Genomic DNA, 22,120 nt, shown 5'->3' on the forward strand with positions numbered 1-22,120 from the left:
GTGTGCTCTTCCGATCTAATTGAGCTCAGATGCTGCGGATTCTGAACATTCCATTATACTTAATCAGGTGGAAAACGGTGTGGCAGTTAGAATGGCGGTTTTGTACCTTTTAGCCCAAAAAAACTAAATGGATTTTTCATCGTTTGAAAATATTGCCACAGCTATAAGCACCAATTTTGGTTCGGAGGCTATTCTGGATACCAATGCCACAGCCATTCAACCCTATGTCATTATTGACAAAGATAATCTTCCTAAAATCTGTGCGTTCTTACATACAGACCCACGATTTTACTTCGATTTTTTAAATTGCATTACCGCTATTGACAATGGCCCTGAAGCAAACTCCATGGAACTTTGGTATCACCTAACTTCTATTCCATTTGAAAAATCATTTATTATTAAATTGATTATCAATAGAAATCCAGAAGAAAACGAAACACTGCCAAGTGTACCAACCCTTACAGGAGTTTGGAAAACGGCCGACTGGCACGAACGTGAGGCTTTTGACCTTCTTGGTATTAACTTCTTAGAGCACCCAGACTTAAGAAGAATACTATTGCCTGCCGATTGGGTTGGTTATCCGTTAAGAAAAGATTACCAAGAAATGGAAGAATACCACGGCATAAAAGTTAAATACTAGTTATTATGTCGCTCATTGGTCTTATTTCTGACACACACGGTTATTTAGACCCAGAAATTTCAAATCACTTTTCAGACTGCGACCAAATCTGGCACTTGGGAGATATAGGAACAGAAGAAGTGCTTTTCGCACTAGAGGCCATTAAACCCGTGATTGCCGTATTTGGTAACATTGACACCAAAGAATTAACGTGGAAATTAAAAGAAAATGAAGTAATAGAATTGGAAGGACTTCGTTTTTTATTAAGACATATCGCAGGAAAACCCCCGACCTATAATAAGGCCACTAAAGAAATCCTAAAGACCGAAGCCATAGATGTTCTGATATGTGGGCACTCTCATCAAAAAGCCATCATAAAAGATAGGGATAACGGGATAGTTTTTATAAACCCAGGAGCCGCAGGGAAACAAGGGTTTCACAAAGAACGATATGCCCTTAAAATGACAGTAGGGAATAAAAAAATCACTAATTTAGAAGTGATAAACCTAGGAAAAAGATAAAGCTATAGATGGCATTGAAAAGAACACAAAAACGGGCATTTTTAACACAAAAGGGATTTCTACATCAAATTTTCTTAGGGCTTTCTCTCCTATCATTGGCATTTAATACCTCGGCACAATTGGTCACGGAAAAGAGGGTGGACATTGAACTTAATAGCTCCCAGAATGATGAATTTAATGTTATCTCTTTCAAAGAGAAAGGCGTTATACTTTTAGATAGCAAAGCCAATAATTTTGGACGAGATATTCAAATCAATTTCATAAAATACGACACCACGCTTAATCACGTGTGGTCTAATACCTATCAACCGGGATTTCTCTACAAGCTGGTTAAGTATTACGAAAGTAAAGACTTCTTATACTGCCTTTTTAGAGAAGAGGAAAAACAGGGTATTTTCATCTTAAGACTAGACATAATTACAGGTGACTATGTAGTTTCTGAAACCAGCCTGTTGACACGAATGGATATTGATCTTTTTTCCGTATTAAAAAGTAAGGCATTGATTGGAGGAAGGTATAATGACAGACCCGTAGTAGAAATGGTAAATCTCTTTGCCAACACCTCCAAAGTCTTACCAGAAATACACTCCAACAACGTAAAAATCAACAATATAGAGGTAAACTCAGACGAAGGGTTGGTTTATGTTTTATTGAAAAACTCCAAGAACTGTAAGCTTTTCCTAAAAGTATATGACTACGACGGCAAAATAATTGGTGAGAAAATACTGGGCGAAAAGAACAAACTACCCTTAAACGGCCGATTGATCCAAATCCCTAACGGGGATTATGTTTTAGCCGGAAATTATGCCGACAACTGTTCCGATTATTCGGTTGGTTTTTATACGCATTCCCTAAGTAAAAATGAAGAAACCAAATATTATGACTTTGTGGATTTGGAAAATTTCTTAAGTTATATGCCTGAAAAAAGACAAAACAGGGTAGCCTCAAAAATAAGAAAGAAGAACTTAAAAGGGAAAGATTTTAAATTAAGACAAAGACTCATTATCCAAGACCCTACAGAAAACCCAGATGGTATGACCATCATGGCAGAAGTTTTTTATCCCGAGTATAAAAACTATGTTTCTAATTTAAATTCCCTCGGCAGAAATTATAGATGGGGAGATAACAATTATTACACTTACAATAACTTCAGATATACGCATGCACTCATTCTGAATTTTGACAAGAATGGTAAATTGCTTTGGGATAATAGTATAAGCCTTAAGGATTTGGAAAGTAGAACGCTAGACCACAAAGTTCAGTTTTCAGTAGTTGGAGATAAATATATTTTAGCCTATCCCGATGAAGGAATAATCAAAACTTCCATTTTAGATAAAAATGCACAAACCATAGAAGAACTGCCATTAGTGCTAAAAAGTGAGGACAAAAAAGTGCTTGAAACCTCGCAAAGTGAGCTTTCTGCCTGGTATGGCCAAGCTTTTTTGGCTTATGGAATTCAAACATTGAAACAAAATAGTGCCGTCTACTCTAAACAAGTTTTCTATCTAAGTAAGCTTACTTACCAATAGTGAGGTTACCTAAAACCAATGTGAGTTCGACATAATTACGAGGGGCTTTTAATGGTTGAAATTCAATAAACGCAAAGGGCGAGACTATAAAGAGTTCTCTTTATGAGCATTATCATAAAGGAATATGTTGACCCATATAATAATCTAGCTCAAGCTAGATTTTATTTGCTTTATATGAAGCATCTTCTTTTCCTATTCTTTATTGTCCATTTCATGGCCCTCGGGCAAGATGAATTATCACAACTCGCCCTTGATAGAAATATTGAATTCAATCAGAAAGACAACTTGAGAGAACTCGCTCTTAAATCTTACTTTGGCCATCAACCTAAACTCCTTTCTTATAATGCCTTAACACAAAGATTAGACAGTACCAATGTAAACCAATGGTTAAAAGTAGCTTCAAGAAACTCTTCCCTTAGCCCTTTAATGAGCCATTTAGACCCAGATTTTTCAGAATACACCGCTAGCCTACAATACAAATTTCATCCAGATTATTACAAATTAGCCGAATTCCAAAACTTTTTCAGATGGGTCAATAGATTTGAACATTCCTCATTTATATTCATTAATGTAGCCTCTAATGAGCTTATTTTCTATAAAAATAACCAGCCTTGGCTCACCATGAATGTCATAGTGGGCACTTCTAAAAACAAAACCCCTATTATAGCTACGGAAGCAGACGCCCTCGTGGTTTACCCCTATTGGACCGCCACAAGAAACATTGCGGTAAACGAAATCTTACCTAAAGTAAAAGAGGATATAACTTATTTGGATCGAAATAATTTTGAGGTTCTAAACGAAAAATATCAGATTATAAATCCTGCAAAAATTCGTTGGGACACCCTAAATTCTAAAAACTTCAATTATAAATTCCGTCAAGGAACAGGTTGTGACAACGCACTAGGTTTATTAAAAATAAATATCAAAAACCCTTATAGTGTATACATGCATGATGTACCACATACGGCTTCTAGTCTTGGACTTTTTAATAAGGAGAGTCGCTTTTACAGTCACGGTTGTATTAGATTAGAAAGACCACTTGAGCTCGCAAAATTACTACAGCCGAAAGAAACCATCGACGAAAATTTATTAGCACAATGCCTCTTGAATCAAAAACCACAACTCGTTGAACTGAAACAAAACACCCCAGTTTTCATCATGTATTTCACAAATTATATAGACCACAACGGAGAATGGAAATCCGTAAAGGACTACTATAAACTTAACAAGTATGACCAAAGTCATATTTCTAATTGATCAATTGCAGAAATCCCCAATATTAGCATAGCCATATTTGTAAGGATATAATTAAATAGTATGACGGAGGTTTTAGAACAAGTTATATGTCACCACTGCGGAGAGGATTGCCAGGAGGCTGGAGTTTACTTTGACGACAAGAACTTCTGCTGCATTGGCTGTAAAACAGTGTATGAAATCCTATCTGACAAAAACCTTTGTACCTACTACGACCTCAATCAACATTCTGGTGTAAGCCTGAAAAGTAAAAACTTCCAAGGACAGTTTGAGTACTTGGGTATTGAAGAGATTGTAGACCAACTACTTGATTTCAAATCCAAAACCCTTAACAAGCTTAGCTTATACCTTCCAGACGTACATTGCAGCTCTTGCGTTTGGCTTTTAGAAAACTTATATAAAGCCAAAAACGGTGTCATCAGTTCTAAACTAAACTTCACAAAAAAAGAACTAGAATTATCCTACAAACCAGATATAACTTCACTAAAAGAAATAGTGGAATTACTGGCCACGCTTGGCTACGAACCTCTCATTTCTTTAAATAACACGAGCAAACAGGTTTCCAAAAAATCGAATAGACTCCTTAAACAGATAGCTGTTACTGGCTTTTGTGCTGGAAACATTATGCTGCTCAGTTTTCCGGAATACTTTAACCTAGACTTAGATAACGCCGTAGATTCACAGTACCAGTCTTTTTTCCTATACCTTAATGTGCTGCTGGCTCTTCCAGTTTTTTTTTATGGAGCAGCAGATTATCTTAAAGGTGCCTTTATTTCCATTAAAGAGCTTATTCTTAAAAACACTGACGTCCTAAGTGTGGACATTCCTATTTCTTTAGGAATTTCAGCTTTGTTTTTCAGAAGTCTTTATGAAACTTTCTTTAACCACGGAGGTGCCTATTGGGATAGTTTGGCCGGACTCGTTTTCTTTCTTTTGATAGGAAAATGGACACAAACCAAAACATTTGAATTCCTATCTTTCGAAAGAAACTACAAATCATATTTCCCACTAGCCATCCAGGTTATCACAGGAAAATCTACCAGCTACAAGAGTGTAGAAAGTCTTCAAAAGGGAGAAACTATGCTCATTCATCATGAAGAGCTTGTACCGGCAGATGCTACACTCTTAAGCGGAAAAGCTTTTATTGATTATAGTTTCGTAACAGGAGAAAGCGAGCCTGTAAGGATAAACGAAGGCGAACTTATTTATGCCGGGGGAAGACAAAAAGGAGATAACATAAGCTTAAAAATTCAAAAGGAAGTATCTCAAAGCTACCTGACGCAGCTTTGGAATAATGCATCGCTTCAAAAAGAAAAAAACAAAGTAGACACCCGATTTTCGGCTGCCTTTAGTAAGTATTTCACTTATATTACACTAGCTATAGCAACTGTTACTGGCCTTTACTGGCAGTTTCACGATCCTACTTTGGTATGGCCCGCTCTTACAGCTGTGCTTATGGTGGCCTGCCCTTGTGCTCTTACGCTTTCCATGCCATTCACTATGGGAGCAGTCATGAATATTTTTGGTAGGAATAAATTCTATGTCAAAAACCCAGAAGTAATACAGCGAATGTCTGAAATAAACGAATTGGTTTTTGACAAAACGGGCACACTTACCAAGAATAGTTCATCCGAAATAAGCTATTCTGGTGAGCAACTAAGTGAGGAAGAAAAAATACTGTTAAAAAGTATTACAAGCCTTTCCTTGCATCCTATCAGTAAAATAATTTTTTCAGATTTATCCACGTCTAAAACCTTAAAGACCGATTACTTTTTTGAGCATAAAGGAGCCGGTTTAGAAGCTAACATTGGCAGCCATGAAATAAAACTAGGTCATGCAGATTTCCTATATCTTGCAGAATTTCAAAGGGCACCAAACGCTTCTGTCTATTTGAAAATAGATAACAAACTGAAAGGATATTTTCTCATCAAACCTAGCTATAGGTTAGGTCTAGGAGACGTTTTGATCCAAATCAACAAAGGATATAAAATGCAACTTTTATCTGGAGATAACAGTAAAGACCGAACAGATTTAAAAACTTTTTTCTCTGAGGAGCACCTACATTTTGGGCTAAAGCCACAAGAGAAGTTAGATTTCATTGCGGAACGCCAAAAAGAAAACAAAAATGTTATGATGATAGGCGATGGGCTTAATGATGCGGGTGCATTGGGTCAAAGCAATGTAGGCATAGCTATTTCTGAAAACACGCAAGCATTTACTCCAGCCTCAGATGCCATTTTAGATGCACAGCAATTTACCTTACTACCCCAATTTTTATCATTTAGTAAAAATGCAGTAAACATTGTCAAAATCAGCTTTTTACTATCTTTGATATATAATTTCATCTGTATCAGTTGGGCAGTTACGGGTAAACTATCTCCTATTTTAGCGGCCATATTTATGCCATTAAGTTCTATTTCTGTGGTATTGTTTTCCATACTCTTAACACATATTACCGCCAAAAAACTTAAACTTATTTAAACTATGTCTGTTATTATCTTGCTTGTTATTTTAGCCTTATTAGTAGCCGGAGGCTTCCTTTTAGCATTTTTCTGGGCAACCGATGATGGGCAGTTTGACGACACAGAAACACCCGCCATGCGAATACTGGGTGACGATTGACCACACACTTCCTTTCTGCAAACGGAATACAAACCTACAACTGACCGTTCTTTTTCTAAAATAATCCAAATCCAAAAAAAACGATACGAAAGCATACCTTAACCGAAGGTTTCCAAACCTGACGATACTCATAAGCGAGCCTTATAAACCTCATGATTACTTCTTTTGCTTAGTACGACATTAGATCTACTTAAACAGAAATATCATGCGAACCGTAAACGACAACAATAGAACAATTAGCACCTCAGAAGAATTAAGTGCCTATAAAGGCGAACTATTACGGGTTCAAGAAGAGGTCAATTTCTTTATTAAAACAATAAATAAATTAAAAAAAGAAACGATTGGCGACAGTACAAAAAGTTTGAAAGTGGCAGAGCTTGCACAGGACTCTACCCACTTCAAAACACTCACCACGCGATTAATTGAAGAGCTAAACGCTATCCATCACGACCAAACAGAACACGCCAAACTAGATAAAGAAACGTTCAAAGACCAGCGATACTTTAAACTAGAAATGGGTGATTTCAGACCCAATTACAAAGAATTCAAATTACTCTTAATGTCTTTCGTTGCGAGTTTTGAATACCTCACAGTTAAAAACATGAGCAATGTCATAAATGCATAAGCAACCCATCATGTTTCCCAAAAGCATCTGGCTCTAGTTTTACATCCGATAATTAAACACAAAACACTGTTTATGAATTTGAATGTTACCACAGCCAATGCTGGCGAATCTCTAGAAGGATTTTACTACGACAATAAGATCGTCAAGGCCTTTATGATAGCCACGGTAGTTTTCGGAATTGTGGGGATGCTGGCGGGATTAACCGCTTCCATTCAGCTATTTTATCCGGCTGCCAACTTTAATCTACCCTACACTTCTTTTGGTAGAATGAGACCCTTGCATACCAATGCCGTCATTTTTGCTTTTGTAGGAAATGGTATGTTTGCAGGTATTTATTATTCGCTTCAGCGTCTTACCAAAGCCGCCATGTTTAGCAAAGTACTTAGCTGGATCCACTTCTGGGGATGGCAACTTATCATTCTTTCCGCAGCCATCACATTGCCTTTAGGCATGAACTCATCAAAAGAATATGCTGAGTTAGAATGGCCTATTGATATCGCCATTGCGGTAGTTTGGGTTATTTTCTCTGCCAACCTAATAGGAACTTTATTTAAAAGAAGGGAGCGTCATATGTATGTAGCGATCTGGTTTTATCTAGCTACAGCGGTTACCATTGCTCTCTTACATATCGTTAATTCCTTGGCTATTCCAGTGAGTTTAACGAAAAGTTACTCTTTATTCGCTGGTGTTCAGGATGCCCTTGTGCAGTGGTGGTATGGCCATAATGCTGTAGCGTTCTTTTTAACTACGCCTATTCTCGGCTTGATGTACTACTTCTTACCTAAAGCTGCTAACAGGCCAGTTTTTTCTTATAAACTGTCTATTATCCACTTCTGGTCTTTAATATTCATTTATATCTGGGCTGGACCTCACCATTTATTATATACTGCTTTGCCTGATTGGGCACAAAGCTTGGGTGTTGCTTTCTCTATTATGCTTTTAGCTCCATCTTGGGGTGGAATGCTAAACGGACTTTTAACCTTGCGTGGAGCTTGGGACAGAGTTAGAGAAGATCCAGTTTTGAAGTTCTTCGTGGTTGCGGTAACGGCATATGGTATGGCCACTTTTGAAGGCCCAATGCTTTCCTTGAAAAACGTAAATGCCATATCTCACTATACAGACTGGACCGTAGCTCACGTGCATGTTGGTGCCCTTGGCTGGAACGGCTTCATGATTTTTGGAATGTTATATTACTTAGTTCCAAAAATGTGGAAAACTAAAATCTATTCTATTAAACTTGCTAATGCTCACTTCTGGATAGCTACATTAGGTATTCTTTTTTACGCTCTACCATTATATTGGGCAGGCTTTACACAAAGTTTAATGTGGAAAGAGTTTGACTCCGATGGCTTTCTAGCTTATCCAAACTTCTTAGAAACAGTGACGCAAATTATCCCGATGTATGTGATGCGTTCTATTGGCGGTACCATGTACCTGATAGGAACCTGTATCATGGTTTACAACTTAATAAAAACTGCAGGCACTGGTACTTTCCAAAAAGAAGAATACGCTGAGGCTCCAGCTCTTATAAAGAATGTAAAAATCTCTGGTGGACACTGGCATTCAGTTTTAGAAAGAAAGCCTGTATTATTTACGGTCTTATCTTTTGTGGCAGTACTTATCGGCGGAGTAATTGAGTTTGTGCCTACTTGGATAGTGGACTCAAACGTACCAACTATCGCTTCGGTAAAACCTTATACGCCATTAGAATTAGAAGGTAGAGATATTTACATTAGGGAAGGTTGTAATAACTGCCACTCTCAGATGATTCGTCCGTTTAGAGATGAAACAGAGCGATACGGTGAATACACCAAAGCTGGTGAAATGGTATACGATCACCCTCACTTATGGGGTTCTAAAAGAACAGGGCCTGATCTACAGCGTGAAGGAGGTAAATACCCTAACAGTTGGCACTACAACCATATGTTAGACCCAAGTAGCATGTCTCCGGGGTCTATTATGCCCGCATACCCATGGTTATTTGACAATGACATTGACACTGAACTTATTGACAATAAGCTTTCTGCCATGCAAACACTGGGTGTGCCTTACTCAGACAAAGAGATTGAGAATGCAGCCAGTACTATGCTAGCACAAGGAGAAACTATTTCTAAGAATTTGTCCGAAGGCGGAATTGAGGTCAGCGAGAATAAAGAAATAGTAGCTCTAATAGCCTACTTACAAAGATTAGGAACCGATATAAAAGTAAACCGATGATAAAGAACTACCTATCTGATATAGAAGGAGTAAGTATTTACCCTATTATATCGCTAAGCATATTTTTCATATTCTTTGTACTCCTTGGAATATTCGTTTTCAAGTCTGACAAAAAATACATTGCTCACATGGAAAATCTTCCTCTCGGAGATAACGAAGGGGATGATTCTCACGCTTAAAACAACAAGTCAATGAATTTTCACATACAATCAGGAGAACAATTATTTCAATTTATCCTATTACTTGTTCTCATCATATTTGCCGTAATACTCTTAGGTATCGTTATAAATGTGCACTTAACAGCCAAGGCCATTTTAAACAAGAAAATGGGCATAGAAACAAAGCCATTTTCCTTAGATAAATTCTGGAAGAAAATTAAGGGAGAAGTACCCATGGAAATGGAATCAGATCTTATGATGGATCATGACTATGATGGTATCAAAGAACTAGATAACCACCTACCGCCATGGTGGCTAGGAATGTTTTATGGTAGCGTTGTCTTCGCTATAGTCTATATGCTTAACTATCACGTATGGAAATGGAGTCCGCTTCAAACAGAGGAGTATGAAATAGCCATGAATGAAGCTGCTGAGAAAAAAGCATTGGCACAAGAAAACAATCCAGAATCTACGATAGACGAAAACGCTGTGGAGCTAATTACCGACGAAGCCCAAGTGGCAAGAGGTAAAACCATCTACGACGGAAGCTGTGCCGTATGCCACGGAAATCTAGGTGAAGGTGGTGTAGGTCCAAACTTAACAGACCAATATTGGTTGCACGGCGGCTCCGTGAGCAGCATTTTCCAAACCATAAAACATGGTGTTCCTGAAAAAGGAATGATATCTTGGGAAGCGACACTTAAACCGCTAGACATTCAGCAGGTAAGTAGTTTTATATTAACCCTTCAAGGTACAAACCCAGAGAACCCAAAAGCGGCTCAAGGAGACTTATATACACCTGAAGAAGCCGTTGTAGAATCAAAAACTGCAGTTGAACCAGAAACTACAACTGCACTTTAAATTATAAAGCGATGCCTACCGATATTGTTTTTGACGAATTATATGAAGATGACGAATACAGAGACAACCTTGCCACTGTAGATAAAGACGGCAAAAGAATCTGGCTTTATCCTAAAAAAGCCAAGGGACCTTTCTTAAATAAAAGACTCTGGGCTACCATTGTTTTCTTGGTCATCTTCATTAGCGGTCCTTTTATCAAAATCGGTGGACAACCACTTTTAATGATGAACATTTTCGATAGAAAGTTCGTCATTTTCGGACAGTACTTCCTTCCACAAGACTTTGTCTTGTTTGGATTGGGTATGATAATTTTTGTGCTATTTATCGCTCTTTTTACCGTGGCCTTTGGTAGAATTTGGTGTGGGTGGCTTTGCCCTCAAACCGTTTTTATGGAAATGATTTTTAGACCCATAGAAAACTGGTTAGAAGGAGATGGCAGAACTCAGAAGAAGTTTGATGAAGGTCCATGGAATTTCAACAAAATTTGGCGTAAAACACTTAAGCATATCATCTTCATTGCATTTTCCATAGTTATAGCTCATATCACTATGGCTTATATTATTGGCATAGAAAACGTGAAAGAGCTTATCACGCATTCACCTTCCGAAAACCTTTCTGGCTTTATAGGTTTGGTTGTATTTACAGGCATCTTCTATTTCGTATTTACTAAATTAAGAGAGCAGGTTTGTATAGCTATTTGTCCATATGGTAGGCTACAAGGTGTATTGGTAAACAGAGATACCATGACCGTGATCTACGATTACCTAAGAGGCGAACCAAGAGGGAAAATAAAAAAGGACGCTACAAAAGAAGAAACTAGTGCCCAAGGCGACTGTGTAGATTGTAAACTTTGCATTCAAGTTTGTCCCACGGGAATTGACATCAGAAATGGAATTCAGTTAGAGTGTGTCAACTGCACCGCTTGTATAGATGCCTGTGACGATGTTATGGAGAAGGTAAACAAGCCGAAAGGATTGATAAGATACGCCTCCGTAGAGTCTGTAGAAAAAGGAGTTCCTTATAAATTCTCAAAAAGGTCAATTGCGTACTCCATTGTTTTAACGCTCCTTATTGGTGTTGAAGCCATGCTGATTATTGGTAGGTCTGAAATAGAGACTACGGTTATGAGAGTGCCTGGGCAGCTCTATCAAATTACGGAAAAGGGTACGGTTACAAACCTTTATAATGCCCAGATGGTCAACAAATCTCAGGATGAAATAAATGTTCAAATGAAACTGGTAGAGCCCGCAGGTGAACTAAGAGTAGTGGGTGCAGAAAGTAGTATAAAATTGCCTTCCGGCGAAAAGAGAGAAGTGGTATTCTTCATAGAACTGGAAAAAGAGAAAGTAACCAGTACTAAAACAGAGGTAGTGATAGAGCTTTATGACGCAGAAGAAAATATCGAGACTATTGAGACCACGTTTTTTGGGCCGGTGGCGAAGTAGCTTTTAGCTTTCAGGGAAGTTAGAATTATCGAGTAAGAGTTTATCAATCTACAAAAAATTAAGAATATGAGTTGGGGAAAAGGTATTGCATTATTGTATAGCAGTTTCGTAGTATTCATGGTTGGCTTGGTGTATATGTGTGTACAGCAAAAAGACATCTTTCTGGTCAGTCCAGATTACTACAAACAAGAACTAGCATACCAAGACAAGATAGATCATAGTCAAAACGCCGCGGACCTAAGTTCGGAGGTTATTATTGCCTATACAGAAACGGGGCTAGCCATCACTTTCCCAGAAGAGTGTAAGGCGTCTTCTGGAGAGGTAACACTTTACAGACCTTCAAACGCAAATATGGATCTTTCTATACCTTTTAAACTAAGCCTCACCAATACGTTAAATGTACCTACTACCGATCTGGATAAAGGTTTGTGGGTTTTAAAACTAAGTTGGTCTAAAGATAAAAAACAGTATTATTTAGAAGAAAAAGTAACTCTTTAAGATGCTTTGGTCTGCCTTTATCATGGGATTTTTTGGCAGTGTGCACTGTGCAGGTATGTGCGGACCGCTAACCTTCTTATTGCCTAATGATAAAAAGAAATACCCCACCTTTTTTACTGGCAGAAGTCTCTACAATATTGGTAGAATATTCACATATTCGATACTCGGCTTAGTCATCGGTTTTATTGGTCAAAACACCAATTTTTTTATTTCCAAAGGCGTGCTTTCCGTTTGGCTTGGACTTATTATTATTACAGGTCTATTTATTTCTGGAAACTTTATTCACAATCAGTTCTTTTACAACAGCCTTAGCAGATTTACCTCAAAGTTAAAGTCAGGTTTCCGTAAGAGTTTTGAGGCCAACTACTTCACTGGTCAGTTTATTTTTGGGGTGATTAACGGGCTTTTACCATGCGGGCTAGTATATGCTGCATTAGCAGGAGCTTTCATTCAACTCAACCCCTTTACTGGAGCTGCATTTATGGCAATATTTGGTCTGGGAACACTCCCTATGATGTTGTCTATTTCTTTAGGAAGTGGCTGGATAAAAAAACGATTCGGTAGCAGCATTAAAAATATTATACCTGTCACTTATGCTTTACTAGCTTTCTGGTTAATTTTCAGAGGCATCACCACGCAAAACCCAGATTTTCATGGAGAAGGCGTAAAGGCCATTGTTAACTGTTTTGTCCCATAAAATATCTTTCAAATACCCCTTTAATTTAAAAAAGCCAAGGCTGACACATTTCATCGTTGGCTTCCTTTTCAATTCTAAAAGCGTTTACGATAATCCCACAGTACCCAAAGCTTTTTTGATGGCTGTCATATTGGTTTGAAGAGCGTCATCATTTTCCATATCATTGAGCACTTGATTGAAAGGCTCTGTTCTTACAGGTCCATCATACCCTATAGCAATAACGCCTTCCAAAAATGCCTTGATATTTATTATACCTGTTGCCATTGGCAATTCTCTTTTACCGTCGCGTTGTTCTTTCCTTTCAAATCCCGATCTAACATCATTAATATCGCATGTAATGATATCTTCAGGTTTAAGGCTTTTAATGTCTTCTAGGGTATCATTGGCCGTATACCAATGAAAACTATCCAAAACAAAACCCACATTACTTTCTCCTATTTCACCAATAAGCTCCTTCCCCTCTTTCATACTGGCTATGAAAGGATACCTTCTGGCAATCAAAGATTCTCTTGTTCCTAGGTATTCTAAGCCGAATCTAATACCATAATCCTTCATTACTCTGGCACATTCACCTAATCGATAGGCATGCTCTTTCATGTTTTCATTGTATGTCAGCTCCTCATGAGATGATATTATCCAAGTATTTATCCTAGTGGCTTCTTGCTTTGCCATAGTTTGGCAAAATTTTTCTAAATCTTTAAAACCATTATTAAAAGTGGTTTTATCCTTTCTGAATTCTACAGGAACATTTGTGCTGTCATAAGAGATATGATGCTCCTTCATTTTAGCCGTATGCTCATTAAGTTGGTCACTAGAATATGATTTCATAACCTCCTCCGTAAAAGGACTGATGGCCTCATAACCATACTTAATGGCATAATCTAAGGTTTGACTCAAATTAGATTTAACACCAATAATACCGGGGTTTAACGCCAACTTAAACTTTCTTTCCGCGGCTTGCTGAGCAAAAAGAGAGGTAGAAGGAAGAGCTGAAGCCGCAGCGAAAGCAGCGGAAGATTTCAAAAATTGACGACGTTCCATTGGTTATTTTAGGTAATGAGATCCTTAAATTACAAAATGAAACATCAAAGCAATTGCCTAAATATGTCAAAATCTCTTTTGGATCGACTAAAACAATTGATAAGCTAAAATTGTGCTAGAAAAAGCGACGAATAAGATAAAGAAGAAGGTTTAACAGAACGCTAACCAAAATCATAGTTACCACTGGAAAGAAGATTTTAGTGTTACCTTTCTGATAGGAAATATCTCCAGGTAGTTTACCAAGCCATGCTAGTTTATCCCAGAAGAAATAAATCAGAATACCTGCCATAACAATGACAGCACCCACAAGAATAATATATTTTCCTAAGTTTTGATTCATAGTTAATATCAACATTTCAAAACAAAACTAAGCAGTCTAATGCCCAGAAGTAAAAGCGGATTGTAACTCTGAGCCTTTTGTATTTTGATGTTCTAAAGTCCACCCAGAAGTAAAACTTGTTTCCAAAATAGACTTACCTACCTTTCTAAACACAGCTACTTGAAGCCCCATTTTGTTCCAAAACATTTCCTCCATTTCATGAACGGTCATCTGTGGTTCAATCACAAAACTCTCCTGTTCTTTTTTTCTAGCAAACTCCTGAAGGGTTTTCCTTCTGAGGCTACCTTCTATACTTTCCCCTTTCCTGAAAAACTCAATGCTTAGAAAAGGAAACAGCCTACTAAATTTTGTTTCTATTTCTAGAATACTCATTTCTGATCTAACGTCTAACTTTTCCATGATTTTCATAGGTTCCGATTTTATAACACAAAATTGTAAAGTTCTTGGCTAGGGAAATATGAGCATAATCATTGGACCAAATCGGATTGAACAGTATTTTATGTCATGACCTTTTATGATAAAAGTCATACTTTAGAGCCTTAGAAGATTCCTAATTGCACTTTCTTAATTTGTAATATCTATATGCTTAGCTCTCATCAGTTCGATGCTGTCTTCCTTTATGCCAATGAGGCCATTCTTCTCACCAATCAAAGAGGTGAGCTAGTAAGGATAAATCCTGCATGCGTAAAACTTTTTGGCTACGAAAACGAAGATCTCGTAGGAAAAAGAATAGATACGCTCATACCAGAGCGGTTTCGTAATGCCCATGTCGGTCATGTCAAAAGCTATCACAAAAAACCTAACCCAAGGGCAATGGGTGCGGATTTAGATTTATACGCCGAAAAAAAGGATGGAGAGGAATTTCCGGTGGAAGTGAGTTTAAGCCCCTGTCAACTAGATGGTGAGCAGATGGTTATTGCTTTCATCATTGACATTACCGAACGTAAAAGAGTGGAAACACAAGCCAAGGGATATCAACTGAAACTTGAAAAAGAAGTAGAAGACCGAACCCTTATCTTACAAGAGGCTATAGAGAAGCTTGAGAATACTAAAAAGAAACTAGACGAATCTCTGCAAAAAGAACGAGAACTGAATCAGCTTAAGTCAAGGTTTATTTCTACCGCATCTCACGAATTCCGAACACCTTTAGCCACTGTACTTTCTTCGTTAACCTTGGTAGAAAAATACATTGAATTAGAAGATACAGAAAAGCAATCGAAACATTTGGCTAGAATCAAAAAATCGATTTCAAATCTCACAGACATTTTAAACGACATTCTATCCGTCAACAAAATTGATGAAGGAAAAATAGTTTCAAACCCCCATTTATTCAACCTAAATGAGCTTTTAGAGGATCTTGTTACGGAGTTAAACCTTATAACCAAACCTGGCCAAAAAATTATTTTAGAGATAGAAAACGAAATCCTCATAAACCAAGACCCTAAATTATTAACACATATTCTTAGTAACCTACTTTCCAATGCCATCAAATTCTCAGATATGGAAACGAGTATTTTCTTAAGGATTAAACTTTTAGAAAACGAGGTGGAAATGAACATTAAAGATGAAGGAATTGGCATTCCAGAATCTGACTTAGAGCACCTATTCACGCGATTCTTCAGATCCGAAAATGCGGGTCAGATTCAAGGCACTGGCCTAGGCTTATCCATTGTAAACCAATACGCAGAACTACTAAACGGTCACGTAAAATGCATAAGCAAACTCCATGAGGGTAGCGAGTTTATTTTAACCATCCCTAAAACACTTCAAGCATGAAAAAGATACTATTGATAGAAGATAACCTAGAAATAAGAGAAAATACCTCTGAGATTTTAGAATTAGATGGCTTCCAAGTCTTTACCGCAGAAAATGGAAAAATAGGTGTAGAAAAAGCCTTGTCAGAAATTCCCGATCTAATAATCTGTGATATTATGATGCCCGTTTTGGATGGTTACGGAGTGTTACACTTGCTTTCTAAAAACCCAAAAACAGAAAGCATTCCATTTATCTTTTTAACGGCAAAAGCAGACCGTGGGGATTATAGGAGAGGAATGGAAATGGGTGCTGATGATTACATCACAAAACCCTTTGAAGAGTTAGAATTATTAAATGCCATAGAAAGCAGACTAAAAAAACAGGAGCTTGTCAATAAAAAATACAAGCAAATGGAAGGTTTGGAAGAGCTCATAAAAGATGTAGGCGGTGATGAAGACTTGCGAATACTAAATCAAAATAGAGAAAGAAGAAACTACCGTAAAAAAACTGAAATTTATAGAGAGGGAGCATACCCGCTGTATCTTTTCTATATAGAAAAAGGCCGAGTAAAGACCTATAAAACGAATGAAGACGGCAAAGAATTGATAGTAGGTCTTTATGGTGAAGGAGACTACTTTGGCCATGTAAACCTCATGACAGACGAATCTTATTCCGAGTCTGCTGCTCCTATTGAAGACTGTGAAATATGCCTCATCCCTAAATCAGACTTCAACGATTTGTTGCATAAAAACAGACAAGTCTCACAGAAGTTTATTGGCATACTTTCAAAAGAGATAAAAGAGAATGAGGAACAACTCCTCAAACTAGCCTACAACTCTGTCAGGAAAAGAGTATCCGAAGCGTTGATAAAGTTCTTTGAACCAGCAAATGGAAGCATGGCTAAGGAAGGCATAAAAATTAGCCGAGACGACATCTCAAACGTTGCTGGTACTTCTTTAGAAACCGCCATCAGAACCCTGTCAGATTTTAAAGAGGAAAAACTAATAGAAATAGTATCGGGTAAAATCAAGATTCTGGAAATGGATAAGCTTAAAGCTTTAAGAAATTAGATTAGTAAGCTCCACAAACTCCTGATAAGTCAACTGCTCAGCCCTTTTGTTAAGATTTGGATGCTCAAAATCTATTCCCATAGGTTTTAAAGCATTACTTAACATTTTACGGCGTTGATTAAAACCAGTCTTCACCACTGTAAAGAAAAGCTTTTCGTCGCAGTCAAGTGTAGCGTTTTCATTCCTTACCAACCTTATCACCCCAGAGTCTACTTTTGGAGGTGGATCGAAAGAAATTGGAGGCACATCTATATGGTAATCTATATCGTAATAGGCTTGTAAAAGCACGCTTAAAATACCGTACTTTTTACTCCCAGGTTTTGAGGCTATTCGCTCTGCCACTTCCTTTTGAAGCATACAAACCACCTCATCCACAATGTCTTTGTCTTGTAAAACCTTGAAAAATATCTGTGAAGAAATATTATATGGAAAGTTTCCTATGATACCCAGCTTTTCACCTTCTACCAATGAAAGCTCTTTGGTGAGCCACATATTTAGTACATCCTCATTATACACACGGCCTTTTAAATCTGGAAAATGCTCGTTAAGATACACTACGGACTCCCCATCTAGCTCCACCACGTGAGTTTCCACATCTTCTCTTTCTAAAAGGTATTTTGTTAGAACACCCATTCCTGGGCCAATTTCCAATAGCTTCTTATACTTATCTCTAGGCATAATAAGATCAACAATATTTTTAGCAATGTCCTCATTATTTAAGAAATGCTGACCCAGATGTTTTTTTGCCCTTACTTTCGCCATTAAAAAATACTCATATTTGACCCCAAAAATAGGTATTAATTCTTAGTTTTAGCTGTTTATTACCTGAGAGGATATCCCTAAAATATTTATAGTTCATCGCTTCCATGCCAAGAAAAAAAACAGCATTTGCAGAATTCGACCCACTTCAAGACCTTATAGACAACACCTCTGAAGTAGTGATGATGCTATCGCCAGATTTAAAATTCCTTTTTGTCAATAAAGCTTTTAGAGAAGCCTTTGGCTTTGCGTCGGAAGAGGTGATCAGTATGTCTTTTTTAGACATCATTCATCCAGATTCTTTAAAAGATGTCAAGAGCAGGTTAAACCATGTAAAACAAGGGCAGCCTGTTTCTAACTTCCAAATGATTACCCGAAACAAAGACCTCAAACGTGTTTATTTGGAAGGCGAAATAACATGTCGATTTGACGAAAGCGAGGTAGTAAACTACAGATGTCTTTTTAGGGACATTACACAGCGAAGACGAGCCGAAAGAGCCCAAGACTTATACTATTCTATTGCCCAAGCCAACTTAAAAACACAAGATCTAAAGGAGTTCTTGAAAATGGTGCATGAAGAGCTTCAAAAGAAAATTTATGCCAATAACTTCTTTGTAGCCATTTATGAACCCGAAGATAGCTCCATTTATTTCCCATATCGTGTTGACGAACAATACCAAACGCCAGTAGAAGACAGACGAAAACTAGGAAATGGAATCGTAGAATATGCCTTGGTTCAAAACAAACCCTTATTATACTATAAAGACGAATTCGAAGAACTTGTCAAATCCGAAAAAATATTCCTTTACGGAAAGGAAGTCCCTGAAGTACAGGTTATTGTTCCTCTAAAGGTCAACGGAAAAACCACCGGAGTAATTGGTATTAAATCCTATTCTGATGCGACCAAATTTAGTAGTAGAAACTTAGAACTTTTAGAGTTCGTTTCTGGTCAGGTGGCTTTGGCTCTTGTAAGGAAAAAGTCTCAAGAAGATCTCTTTACTCAGACGTCTCGGTTAAACGCCGTTTTTGATAGTAGTTCGCACCAAATATGGACGGTAGACAGCAAACGACACCTTAGCTCTTTCAATAAAAACTACGCTAAACTTATTAAAGAGCAGTTAGGTACTCCTCCCCAATTAGACATTAGCATAGAAAAGGTAGGCTGGAAATTAATTGCCCCTAACGATAGGCCATTTTTGAGAGAGATGTACAATTTGGCATTTGAAGGAAAGCCTCAATACTTTGAAATGCATTGGGGTGATATTGACGGAGGAGAGGATTGGTATGAATTCCACCTCAACCCTATTATGTCTACCGAAAGTGGTAAAACGACCGAGGTCTCTGGAATTGCCAGAAATGTCACGGAAAAGAAAAAAGCGATCATCTCTATTCAAAAAAGCGAAGAAAAATTCAGAAACATCATTGAGTCATTTATTGACATCTATTACCGTACAGATTTGGCTGGTAATGTGACCATGATATCACCATCCGTATTCACCCATACTGGATATTCGGTAGAAGAAGTCACTGGAAATAAAGTGGATAAATTCTTTGAAAATGCAGAAGCTAGCTCACAGAATATCAAAACTTTACTTAAAAATGGCAGCATTACCAACTTCGATGTTACCGTTAAAAGAAAGGATGGAGCCATTAGGCAATTCATGCTGAATATTAGGATGATTAAAGATAAAAAGGGTTTCCCCTTTGCCGTAGAAGGAATTGCTAGAGATATAACAGAACTAAAAAACTATGCCGACGAACTCCAAGTAGCAAAAGTAGAAGCGGAACATTCCTTAGCCGTTAAAGAAAGATTTTTGGCCAATATGAGCCATGAAATCAGAACGCCAATGAACGGAATCATTGGAATGATAGACGTTTTAAATGAAACACCTCTGGAAGTAGAACAGAAAGACTACGTCAATACCATCAAAAAGTCTTCTCAAACGCTGCTTACTATTCTAAACGATATACTAGACCTCTCTAAAATAGAGGCAGGCAAAATGGACCTTCATTTAGCAGATGTTGAACTGGAAGAAATACTAAAGACCCTTATTGCTCTTTTCAGTCAGAAGGCATTTGAAAAAGGGAACTCCATTAAATATAAACTTTCTAGCCACCTTCCTAAATACTTCAAAGCAGACCAAACAAGAATACTTCAGATTCTATCCAACCTTACTTCTAATGCCATAAAATTTACTGAAAATGGAGAAATTAACATTGAAGTAAGCTTAATTTCGGAAGAAGGCAATAACGCAGAAATTAAGTTTGAGGTTATTGACCAAGGAATTGGTATTTCTAAAGAAGATCAAAATAAGCTTTTCAATGCTTTCCAACAATTGGATAATTCTACCAGCAAATCATTTGGAGGAACGGGGCTTGGATTGGTGATATCAAGAGAGTTGAGCCAAAGAATGAAAGGGGATATGGGCGTTTGCTCTGAAATAGGCAGTGGTAGTAACTTTTGGTTTACTTGTAATCTAGAAAAAGCAAAAAAACCTTCCGGCAACGATACCTCAATAACTGGTGAAATTAAACTCACAGGATACTTCAAAGATATCCAACCCAAAATTTTGTTGGTAGACGATAATGACATCAACAGGAAAGTGGCTCGTGAGATACTTACCAGATCAGGATGTGAAATAGCAGAGGCCGAATCAGGTAAAGCTGCTATAGAATTATTTGAAAAAAGCCAAAATTTCAATCTCATCCTTATGGACATCCAGATGCCAGAGATGGACGGCATTGAAACCACAAAAATCCTGAGAGAGCGTTTCGAAAAAACCTTGCCAAAGGTAGTGGCCATGACCGCTTATTCTATGCAGGATGATAAAGAGAAATTCCTCAGCAGCGGTTTTGACGGATACGTATCCAAACCCATTAGAGCAGCTATCCTTGTTAAAACAGTGGAGGAAATGATCAAAGGCACAAAGCCCTCTAAACGTAAAACATCTAAGAAAAAAGGACTTCATCTGCAAGATAATCCCTCATTTGACATGAGTGTCATCAATGGGCTCAAAGAAATGGTAGGCCAAGAAATGATAATCTCGGTATTTAAAGATTTTGAGAAAGAGGCCGAAGAGCAGCTAGAAAAAACTCATCAAGCCTATCTGGATAAAGATGTTAAAGCCATCCAGCAGGAGCTTCACACCTTAAAAGGCAACTCTGGCACCATTGGATTAATGAAAATTCATGAGATAGTAAAAGCCATTGAAGTTCCTGCGAAGACAGGAAATCTTGATAATTTTGAAGCTAATTTCAAAATTTTAATGATAGAATTTAACAAAGTCAAAAAAGAATTCCATAAGCTATAAGTCATATTTAAAGCATTGTAAGTAATTTTATGTTACTTAGTCAGTGAAGAAAAGTGAATCTTTAAAATGAATTCTACTAAATGGCTGACCTATTTGGTCTGCCTTTATTTAGGTCTTATAACATCCGCAAAGGCCCAAATTAACTGTGGTACTGAAGCGTTAACTGCTCTTGAAGAAAGTGCATTTTCAGCCTCTTTAAACGCACCTATGAAAAATCTTAGGCGTTCTAGCTATGCCTTAGCTATAAACGCCGTAATCGTTCACCCTGACACTAGCTTTGCAAACTTTAACAACGATGATGTCAGTCAATTAATAGAGCAAGCCAATTTATATTTTTCTAAAATAGGCCTGTCTTTTTATTTAAGAACTGGGGCCGTCAAGAATGTTAATAACGCCAAATATCAAAATTTCAGCACCACCAATGAAGCCGCTCTAAGAAAAGAATATGACGCCTTAGATGCTATCAATATTTATTTTGTCAAGTCTATAAAAGACAAAGATGGCGTTCTGCTAAATGGCTATAGCAGTCAGCCAAGCTATAATGCCAGCAGCAATAAACTTTTTTTCAGCTACGCCAATAACAATCCGGAGGACTTTAAAATACTCAGAGAAAAGACCTTTCTACATGAGTTTGGGCATTATTTTGGACTTTTGCATACTTTTCAAAACAGCAATCACGAAACCATTTCAAAAAGGGAATTGGTGGTTCGAGGTATAAACGGAAACTGTGCCACCACAGGCGATGAAATATGCGACACACCCGCCGACCCTTTCGATAGACTTCAGACGGCTTCGGTT

At 37.6% G+C, this 22,120-nt stretch carries 20 protein-coding genes and 1 pseudogene; 17 read left to right on the forward strand and 4 right to left on the reverse strand.

The features are described from left to right. Positions 1-19 precede the first annotated feature (19 nt). The 13 genes and pseudogenes from ACTBZY_RS08870 to ACTBZY_RS08930 form a co-directional block, all read left to right on the forward strand. Positions 20-127: pseudogene (locus ACTBZY_RS08870) on the forward strand (aspartate carbamoyltransferase catalytic subunit); the annotation flags it as partial. Continuing rightward, the gene (locus ACTBZY_RS08875; protein ID WP_463045974.1) at positions 128-640 is read left to right on the forward strand and encodes an NADH-quinone oxidoreductase subunit C; all 513 of its coding nucleotides are present in this window, start codon (positions 128-130) and stop codon (positions 638-640) included. Positions 641-645: 5 nt separating this feature from the next. Beyond that, positions 646-1,140, forward strand: a complete 495-nt coding sequence (locus ACTBZY_RS08880) for a metallophosphoesterase family protein (protein ID WP_463045975.1) — start codon at positions 646-648, stop codon at positions 1,138-1,140. Between the two features lie 8 nt (positions 1,141-1,148). Then, positions 1,149-2,669: a hypothetical protein gene (locus tag ACTBZY_RS08885; protein WP_463045976.1), complete on the forward strand. Its 1,521-nt coding sequence runs from the start codon at positions 1,149-1,151 to the stop codon at positions 2,667-2,669. Between the two features lie 102 nt (positions 2,670-2,771). Further along, a complete protein-coding gene (locus ACTBZY_RS08890; protein ID WP_463045977.1) occupies positions 2,772-3,926 on the forward strand; it encodes a L,D-transpeptidase family protein in 1,155 nt (384 codons plus the stop codon). A gap of 60 nt (positions 3,927-3,986) precedes the next feature. After that, on the forward strand, positions 3,987-6,404 hold the full coding sequence (locus tag ACTBZY_RS08895; RefSeq protein ID WP_463045978.1) for a heavy metal translocating P-type ATPase: 2,418 nt from the start codon (positions 3,987-3,989) through the stop codon (positions 6,402-6,404). Between the two features lie 3 nt (positions 6,405-6,407). After that, entirely contained in the window at positions 6,408-6,545 is a 138-nt protein-coding gene (ccoS, locus tag ACTBZY_RS08900) for a cbb3-type cytochrome oxidase assembly protein CcoS (protein WP_463045979.1), read from the forward strand. A gap of 205 nt (positions 6,546-6,750) precedes the next feature. Beyond that, positions 6,751-7,170, forward strand: a complete 420-nt coding sequence (locus ACTBZY_RS08905) for a hypothetical protein (RefSeq protein ID WP_463045980.1) — start codon at positions 6,751-6,753, stop codon at positions 7,168-7,170. Between the two features lie 72 nt (positions 7,171-7,242). After that, the gene (gene ccoN, locus ACTBZY_RS08910) at positions 7,243-9,387 is read left to right on the forward strand and encodes a cytochrome-c oxidase, cbb3-type subunit I (protein WP_463045981.1); all 2,145 of its coding nucleotides are present in this window, start codon (positions 7,243-7,245) and stop codon (positions 9,385-9,387) included. Positions 9,388-9,578: 191 nt separating this feature from the next. Continuing rightward, the gene (locus ACTBZY_RS08915; RefSeq protein WP_463045982.1) at positions 9,579-10,406 is read left to right on the forward strand and encodes a cbb3-type cytochrome c oxidase N-terminal domain-containing protein; all 828 of its coding nucleotides are present in this window, start codon (positions 9,579-9,581) and stop codon (positions 10,404-10,406) included. An 11-nt stretch (positions 10,407-10,417) separates the two neighbouring features. Then, positions 10,418-11,851 carry a cytochrome c oxidase accessory protein CcoG gene (gene ccoG / locus ACTBZY_RS08920; RefSeq protein ID WP_463045983.1) on the forward strand — a complete coding sequence of 478 codons (1,434 nt, stop codon included), beginning with the start codon at positions 10,418-10,420 and terminating at the stop codon, positions 11,849-11,851. 66 nt (positions 11,852-11,917) lie between these two features. Then, positions 11,918-12,349 (forward strand): FixH family protein, encoded by a 432-nt coding sequence (locus tag ACTBZY_RS08925; RefSeq protein WP_463045984.1) that lies wholly within the window; start codon positions 11,918-11,920, stop codon positions 12,347-12,349. A 1-nt stretch (position 12,350) separates the two neighbouring features. Continuing rightward, positions 12,351-13,046, forward strand: a complete 696-nt coding sequence (locus tag ACTBZY_RS08930; RefSeq protein WP_463045985.1) for a sulfite exporter TauE/SafE family protein — start codon at positions 12,351-12,353, stop codon at positions 13,044-13,046. Between the two features lie 84 nt (positions 13,047-13,130). Here the strand turns inward: ACTBZY_RS08930 and ACTBZY_RS08935 are convergent, their stop codons facing one another. From ACTBZY_RS08935 to ACTBZY_RS08945, 3 genes are all read right to left on the reverse strand, one after another. Beyond that, positions 13,131-14,087 (reverse strand): sugar phosphate isomerase/epimerase family protein, encoded by a 957-nt coding sequence (locus tag ACTBZY_RS08935; protein WP_463045986.1) that lies wholly within the window; start codon positions 14,085-14,087, stop codon positions 13,131-13,133. Positions 14,088-14,202: 115 nt separating this feature from the next. Then, positions 14,203-14,427 (reverse strand): DUF2905 domain-containing protein, encoded by a 225-nt coding sequence (locus ACTBZY_RS08940; RefSeq protein WP_463045987.1) that lies wholly within the window; start codon positions 14,425-14,427, stop codon positions 14,203-14,205. 36 nt (positions 14,428-14,463) lie between these two features. Beyond that, entirely contained in the window at positions 14,464-14,826 is a 363-nt protein-coding gene (locus ACTBZY_RS08945) for a hypothetical protein (protein WP_463045988.1), read from the reverse strand. Between the two features lie 183 nt (positions 14,827-15,009). Between ACTBZY_RS08945 and ACTBZY_RS08950 the strand changes: the two genes are divergently transcribed. Together ACTBZY_RS08950 and ACTBZY_RS08955 are read left to right on the forward strand one after the other, a co-directional pair. Further along, the gene (locus ACTBZY_RS08950; RefSeq protein WP_463045989.1) at positions 15,010-16,203 is read left to right on the forward strand and encodes a PAS domain-containing sensor histidine kinase; all 1,194 of its coding nucleotides are present in this window, start codon (positions 15,010-15,012) and stop codon (positions 16,201-16,203) included. Further along, a complete protein-coding gene (locus ACTBZY_RS08955; protein WP_463045990.1) occupies positions 16,200-17,252 on the forward strand; it encodes a response regulator in 1,053 nt (350 codons plus the stop codon). Before ACTBZY_RS08950 ends, ACTBZY_RS08955 begins: the two co-directional genes overlap by 4 nt. Here ACTBZY_RS08955 and rsmA read toward each other — a convergent pair. Then, complete coding sequence (gene rsmA / locus ACTBZY_RS08960) at positions 17,241-18,014, reverse strand: 16S rRNA (adenine(1518)-N(6)/adenine(1519)-N(6))-dimethyltransferase RsmA (RefSeq protein WP_463045991.1); 774 nt, start codon at positions 18,012-18,014, stop codon at positions 17,241-17,243. The genes ACTBZY_RS08955 and rsmA overlap by 12 nt on opposite strands. Before the next feature lie 104 nt (positions 18,015-18,118). Between rsmA and ACTBZY_RS08965 the strand changes: the two genes are divergently transcribed. After that, on the forward strand, positions 18,119-21,322 hold the full coding sequence (locus ACTBZY_RS08965) for a PAS domain S-box protein (protein WP_463045992.1): 3,204 nt from the start codon (positions 18,119-18,121) through the stop codon (positions 21,320-21,322). A 66-nt stretch (positions 21,323-21,388) separates the two neighbouring features. Then, the coding region (locus ACTBZY_RS08970) for a M12 family metallo-peptidase (protein ID WP_463045993.1) at positions 21,389-22,120 on the forward strand (732 nt) is incomplete at its 3' end.

The sequence above is a fragment of the Arcticibacterium sp. genome, assembly GCF_055134445.1.

Excerpts from the sequence above, each read along its gene's own strand:
- ACTBZY_RS08965 (WP_463045992.1), top strand. The coding sequence starts at position 18,119 with ATGCCAAGAAAAAAAACAGCATTTGCAGAATTCGACCCACTTCAAGAC.
- ACTBZY_RS08875 (WP_463045974.1), top strand. The coding sequence starts at position 128 with ATGGATTTTTCATCGTTTGAAAATATTGCCACAGCTATAAGCACCAAT.
- ACTBZY_RS08925 (WP_463045984.1), top strand. The coding sequence starts at position 11,918 with ATGAGTTGGGGAAAAGGTATTGCATTATTGTATAGCAGTTTCGTAGTA.
- ccoS (WP_463045979.1), top strand. The coding sequence starts at position 6,408 with ATGTCTGTTATTATCTTGCTTGTTATTTTAGCCTTATTAGTAGCCGGA.
- ACTBZY_RS08930 (WP_463045985.1), top strand. The coding sequence starts at position 12,351 with ATGCTTTGGTCTGCCTTTATCATGGGATTTTTTGGCAGTGTGCACTGT.
- ACTBZY_RS08945 (WP_463045988.1), bottom strand. The coding sequence starts at position 14,826 with ATGGAAAAGTTAGACGTTAGATCAGAAATGAGTATTCTAGAAATAGAA.
- ccoN (WP_463045981.1), top strand. The coding sequence starts at position 7,243 with ATGAATTTGAATGTTACCACAGCCAATGCTGGCGAATCTCTAGAAGGA.
- ACTBZY_RS08885 (WP_463045976.1), top strand. The coding sequence starts at position 1,149 with ATGGCATTGAAAAGAACACAAAAACGGGCATTTTTAACACAAAAGGGA.
- ACTBZY_RS08895 (WP_463045978.1), top strand. The coding sequence starts at position 3,987 with ATGACGGAGGTTTTAGAACAAGTTATATGTCACCACTGCGGAGAGGAT.
- ACTBZY_RS08940 (WP_463045987.1), bottom strand. The coding sequence starts at position 14,427 with ATGAATCAAAACTTAGGAAAATATATTATTCTTGTGGGTGCTGTCATT.
- ACTBZY_RS08880 (WP_463045975.1), top strand. The coding sequence starts at position 646 with ATGTCGCTCATTGGTCTTATTTCTGACACACACGGTTATTTAGACCCA.
- ACTBZY_RS08890 (WP_463045977.1), top strand. The coding sequence starts at position 2,772 with ATGAGCATTATCATAAAGGAATATGTTGACCCATATAATAATCTAGCT.
- ACTBZY_RS08915 (WP_463045982.1), top strand. The coding sequence starts at position 9,579 with ATGAATTTTCACATACAATCAGGAGAACAATTATTTCAATTTATCCTA.
- rsmA (WP_463045991.1), bottom strand. The coding sequence starts at position 18,014 with ATGGCGAAAGTAAGGGCAAAAAAACATCTGGGTCAGCATTTCTTAAAT.
- ACTBZY_RS08955 (WP_463045990.1), top strand. The coding sequence starts at position 16,200 with ATGAAAAAGATACTATTGATAGAAGATAACCTAGAAATAAGAGAAAAT.
- ccoG (WP_463045983.1), top strand. The coding sequence starts at position 10,418 with ATGCCTACCGATATTGTTTTTGACGAATTATATGAAGATGACGAATAC.
- ACTBZY_RS08935 (WP_463045986.1), bottom strand. The coding sequence starts at position 14,087 with ATGGAACGTCGTCAATTTTTGAAATCTTCCGCTGCTTTCGCTGCGGCT.
- ACTBZY_RS08950 (WP_463045989.1), top strand. The coding sequence starts at position 15,010 with ATGCTTAGCTCTCATCAGTTCGATGCTGTCTTCCTTTATGCCAATGAG.
- ACTBZY_RS08905 (WP_463045980.1), top strand. The coding sequence starts at position 6,751 with ATGCGAACCGTAAACGACAACAATAGAACAATTAGCACCTCAGAAGAA.